Source organism: Pseudorhodoplanes sp. (assembly GCF_050250235.1).
Lineage (GTDB): Bacteria > Pseudomonadota > Alphaproteobacteria > Rhizobiales > Xanthobacteraceae > Pseudorhodoplanes.
Genome location: NZ_JBFWPA010000261.1, coordinates 1 through 4783, shown reverse-complemented (window position 1 = coordinate 4783; position 4783 = coordinate 1). Strand labels below are relative to the sequence as shown.

The following is a 4783-nucleotide window of genomic DNA, read 5'->3' as shown; positions in this document are numbered from 1 at the left end:
GACGACGCCTCTCGACAGACGTAATTACTTCCACACGCGGTGTCGTCATAGAACTACTCCTAGGATTATTCCTAGGACTTCCGATGTTCGCTCTTACCCCGCAAGGCGGCCGTCACCGAAGGGATACGTTCATCCCACGGCTTTTGAATAATTGGGTGAGCGGTCCATTCAGCCGGAAACTCGCCGGGCGCACGACCGGTCGAAAAGACAATCGGAATCTTTTTCGAAACCATCCCGGCCGCCAATGGGAAAACCAGGTCAGTGCCGATGTTCACGTCCAAGATCGCAAGGTCCAGCGGTTTGGAGCGGAAAATTGTATAACCGGCCGAAAGGCTGGGAGCGACGTGAACCTGTCTAACCCCCAAATCTGCGAGCGAATACTTCATGTCTATCGCGATAATGGGCTCATCCTCAACCACGAGAACACCCACCGACCGGATGTTCCCCGAGCGCTAGTTCCACTGTTCTAGCGCGCGGGAAGCTTCGTGATTACACAACAGCGCCATCGGGGAGGTAGCGTTAAACACCCATTGGGGAGAGGCGGCCGCCCTGGTAATCAAATTCTAAAATTGCTGCTCGACGCTCAGCCTGAGGAGGCAAGGACCTGTCGCGACACAGCGATCCTAGAAAGTAAAATGCCCCGTGTGGCTTGTGCACGGGGCCAGTTCGCCATTATTGCAGGGTTGTGGGTGGACTTATTTTGCGGATCAGGGGCAAGCAGGTCCACCACTTTCTCCCGCAGGAAAGCTCAGGCCATCTCTCTCGGTGTACGATCCTGTCGGGTAGCGTGCGTAACGCGGTACCCGGTCCGCCTTGTTCTCGCGCCCGTTGGTATGTCGAGACTGTCACGGATGATGCCTCGCTGTACTTTGCCGGTCGCAGCTCTGTTCCTCCCGGTGCAATATCGGTAGAATCAGCGGAAGGAGTTATCGCGCAGTCGGCAGCAACAGGTTTCGAACAGCGCGATGAAGTAGAGCTCAGCTCCGGGCTTTCGCCCTGGATATTCCACAAGCGCCAATTTCGCACCGATCAACAGATGTGTGGTGACATCGTTTCGTTGATCAGAAACGGTAGGTCAGACCCAAACCGGACCGCTGAGGCGCGTGTCGTATACATAACCATCGTCCTCATAATCGACATCAAGTACTTTGTAGCCGGCCGATGCGGAAAGGTAGTCGGACGACGTAGCTGACGGTTACCAGGGCCGACCACGTGAAGTCAGAAGCCCACGCCAAGACCACCAATGTCCGCCTGTCCCTGTAGAGACAGTTTTTCCGTCAGGGGTAGGAACGCACGCGGACCGATAACAGGATCCACCCAGCCGAAGTCTTCACCATAATTGCGCGACAGGCCCAATGCTTTAACCGTCACAGCGTTGGAAATATGCCAGAAGCGTGCGCCGGCAAGCACATCAAGCGTGAATTCTCGCGTATCAAAGAGGCGATAGCCGGCCTGCAGCGTGGCCATGAATTGCTCTGTATCGACGTCCCCTCTCACACTTGTTCATCTTATCGAGCCGGCTTGGTTTCCAGCGAAGCCAATATAATGCTCAACTGGCTGACGCGCATATTGAAGGGAGTACAGGCCGTGACTTCAGCAAAGCGTTCATTCACTGCTATCATCACAGCCTTGCTCGTAGTCGCGAGCATCATGGCTTCCTCGACAGCCGAGGCTTGCACGCGTTTCGTCTATTTTGGCGGTAATGGCCAGGTCATTACCGCGCGATCCATGGACTGGAAGCTCGACATCGGCACCAATCTGTGGGTGTTTCCACGCGGCATGAAAAGGTCGGGAGAGGCAGGTCCGAACTCTATCCGGTGGACGTCGAAATATGGCAGCGTCATTGCCTCAGCCTATGATATTTCAACGACGGACGGCATGAACGAGGCCGGGCTGGTCGCCAATGTGCTCTGGCTCGTCGAATCCTCATATCCCAAATATGACGGCAAGACCCCGGGCCTGTCACTGGCGGCATGGGCGCAATACGTCCTCGATAATTTTGCGACCGTGCAGGAAGCGGTGGATGCGCTGGCGGAGGAGCCCTTCACGGTTGTCACCGACAACGTGCCAGGCGAGGAGAAGCTTGCAACCCTGCACCTCTCGCTCTCGGATGCCAGCGGCGATAGCGCGATTATCGAATATATCGATGGCAAGCAGGTCATTCATCACAGTCGTAACTATCAGGTGCTGACCAACTCGCCTATCTTTGAACAGCAACTCGCGCTGAATGAATACTGGAAACAGATTGGCGGCACCGTCATGCTGCCCGGTACGAACCGCGCATCCGATCGTTTTGCACGCGCCTCCTTTTATGTGAACGCCATCCCAAAGGTAGATGATCCCGTTCAGACTATCGCCAGTGCCTTCAGCGTTATTCGCAATGTCTCGGTTCCCTTCGGCATCACCACACCGGATCAGCCCAACATCTCCTCGACGCGCTGGCGCACAGTTGCCGACCACAAGCGCAAGCTCTACTTCTTCGAGTCAGCGCTCACGCCGAACGTCTTTTGGTTCGATCTCACCAAGCTGGATCTGTCACAAGAAACCGGAAAGGTGATGAAACTCGATCTCGGTCCCAACCAGACCCACATTTACTCCGGCGTGGCCAATGATCAGTTTGAGGTAAGCGCTCCCTTCAAATTCCTTGGCCTCTGAGCGCGATATGGTATTTCCGCCGCTGCAAGCGACCGCCATAGTATCTCCAAAAATAAGCCGAACGGGTCCGCGGCAAGAGTATCGCCTTGCCGCGGACACCTTGTTGGGCAAGTCAGACTGGCGCTGAGTCGAGTTGTTCTTGCTTTGTGATGACGTCCTGCGCCTTCGTGTAGCTCTCGATGAGCAACGCGTAAGGTGGAAAGATCTTCGTGTAGAGACTTTATAGCCGCCAAATCTCGCTCGATATGCATTCGAATGCATTTTTCTCTTGCATTCGAATGCACAAATGGCATGATCAAGAAAAAGAAAGAATGCTTACAGGGAGGATTCACGCTGCCCAGCAGCCTGTCGAATAACCGCACGAAATTCCAACATTGATTGCAGCGCGTTCTGGTTCTTCCGCCTTGTTTGGGCGACGGCACGTGCTTGTCCGGAGCTGAGAAAATGGAACCCGATATCAGGAAGATCGTCATTTCAGTCGAAGAAATCTATCGTGAAGGCGAGGGCAAGCTGAGCCGGCCCCAACGCGTCGCCGCGGCGATGGCCGTCGTCAAGAATCCGTTTGCGGGAAAATACAGCAAGGACATTACGGTTCTTTCGAATGAATTCAGTACCTCGCTTGGGCCGAAGCTTGCCAAGTTGGCAGCGGACGCTCTCGGTACGAAGCCGATGGTGTTCGGCAAGGCCGCCCTGGTCGGACTGGACGGTGAAGTCCAGCATGGTTCGGCGATAATTCATACGCGCCTGTTCGGCGACGCGTTGCGCAAGGTGGCGAACGGCCACGCAGTGGTGCCCGGCGCGGAGAAGCGAGCGACCGCGGGATCATCTCTCGACATTGCGCTTAAGAGCGCCGTCGATAACGGTACATTGGCTGACTCTCTGCCGGATTGTTACTACAGCTTCGAAGTTCGTGTGTCGGATGCGCCGCGCGATGACGAGATCGTCGTGATTGCCGCGGTGGGCGACGGGCCTCGGCCCGATCCGAGAAAATCCTGAATGGCAGCAAGGATTGATCGGCACCCACGATGTTGAGGCTGGGCTTCATAGGGCTGGGAACGATGGGAGGGCGCATCGCCCGAAACCTCACGCGGGCGGGCTACCCCTTGACCGTCTTCGATGCCGATGAAGCAAAAAGGGAGACCTTCCCGAATGCCGATCCCGTCGAGAGTCCGGCGGAAGTCGCGGCCAACTCGGATATCGTCTTCCTGTCCTTGCCCGATACGCCGGAGGTCCTGGACGTCGCCATTGCTAAGGACGGCATCATCGCCGGCGCTCATCCAGGTCTCGTGGTCGTCGATCACTCGACGGTCGCGCCCATGACGCCTCAGCGTTTGACGAAGGAACTCAAGCCGCTTGGCGTGGAGTGGCTGGATGCTCCGGTAAGCGGCGGTCCCGCCGGTGCGCAGGCAGCCACGCTGACCATTATGGTCGGCGGCAGCGAAGAGGCTTTTGAGCGCTGCCGTCCGGTGTTCCGCGCGACGGCGACGAATGTTCACTACATGGGTGCCTCTGGAAGCGGAGCGACGACGAAGATCGTCAATCAGCTCGCCGTCGGTATCGAGACCATGGCGATGTTTGAGGCGTTCACGCTCGGCGTTGCGGCCGGAATCAGCGGGCAAAGGCTTCTCGAAGTATTGCGCACAAGCAGTTCGGGCTGCTGGGCGATGGAAAAACTGGTGCCCGCGGTCCTGCTCTCGAACAGAGCCCGCGAAGAGCCAGCAGCGTGGTTTGCCTTGCGCTTGCAGCACAAAGACATGCGTCTCGCGGTGGAGACGGCGAGTGCGTTCCGCGTGCCGCTCGCGATGGGTGCTCTCTCTCAACAGCTCTATGCCATTGCCGAGGGGCAAGGTTGGGGAAACCGGGATCAGGTCTCGGCGGTCGATCTCTACGCTGACTATGTCGGGATTGAGCAATGGTGATCAGTTTAGTTCGAGTGTCAGCGTAGAAACAAAAGGACGGGTTATGCAGAAGTTAGGTTTCATCGGCCTTGGGATAATGGGCTCTCCCATGGGGAAGAATCTTCTCCGGGCTGGTTATTCGATCATCGCCTATGACGTCGACCCCGAGATGGCGCGCCGAATGGAGCAGGAGGGCGCGACTCTGGCAAAGAGTCCGCGCGAAGTTGCGG

General features: G+C 56.9%; 5 protein-coding genes and 1 pseudogene. 4 read left to right on the top strand and 2 right to left on the bottom strand.

Annotated elements, in window-relative coordinates:
• Nucleotides 1-71 precede the first annotated feature (71 nt).
• Nucleotides 72-431, bottom strand: coding sequence for a response regulator (locus AB7F49_RS38200; RefSeq protein WP_428532866.1), 360 nt, complete (start codon nucleotides 429-431; stop codon nucleotides 72-74).
• A 630-nt stretch (nucleotides 432-1061) separates the two neighbouring features.
• Nucleotides 1062-1500 (bottom strand): annotated as a pseudogene (locus AB7F49_RS38195) (hypothetical protein); the annotation flags it as partial.
• Between the two features lie 150 nt (nucleotides 1501-1650).
• Between AB7F49_RS38195 and AB7F49_RS38190 the strand changes: the two are divergent.
• The 4 genes from AB7F49_RS38190 to AB7F49_RS38175 all read left to right on the top strand — a co-directional run.
• On the top strand, nucleotides 1651-2655 hold the full coding sequence (locus AB7F49_RS38190) for a linear amide C-N hydrolase (protein ID WP_428532869.1): 1005 nt from the start codon (nucleotides 1651-1653) through the stop codon (nucleotides 2653-2655).
• A gap of 444 nt (nucleotides 2656-3099) precedes the next feature.
• On the top strand, nucleotides 3100-3651 hold the full coding sequence (locus AB7F49_RS38185; protein WP_428532863.1) for an amino acid synthesis family protein: 552 nt from the start codon (nucleotides 3100-3102) through the stop codon (nucleotides 3649-3651).
• 29 nt (nucleotides 3652-3680) lie between these two features.
• Complete coding sequence (locus tag AB7F49_RS38180) at nucleotides 3681-4574, top strand: NAD(P)-dependent oxidoreductase (RefSeq protein WP_428532860.1); 894 nt, start codon at nucleotides 3681-3683, stop codon at nucleotides 4572-4574.
• Nucleotides 4483-4783: NAD(P)-binding domain-containing protein (locus AB7F49_RS38175; protein WP_428532857.1), on the top strand; the 301-nt coding region annotated here is incomplete at its 3' end. The genes AB7F49_RS38180 and AB7F49_RS38175, both read left to right, overlap by 92 nt.

Coding starts and splice junctions, on each gene's coding strand:
- AB7F49_RS38190 (WP_428532869.1), top strand. CDS start 1,651: ATGGCTTCCTCGACAGCCGAGGCTTGCACGCGTTTCGTCTATTTTGGC.
- AB7F49_RS38180 (WP_428532860.1), top strand. CDS start 3,681: ATGTTGAGGCTGGGCTTCATAGGGCTGGGAACGATGGGAGGGCGCATC.
- AB7F49_RS38185 (WP_428532863.1), top strand. CDS start 3,100: ATGGAACCCGATATCAGGAAGATCGTCATTTCAGTCGAAGAAATCTAT.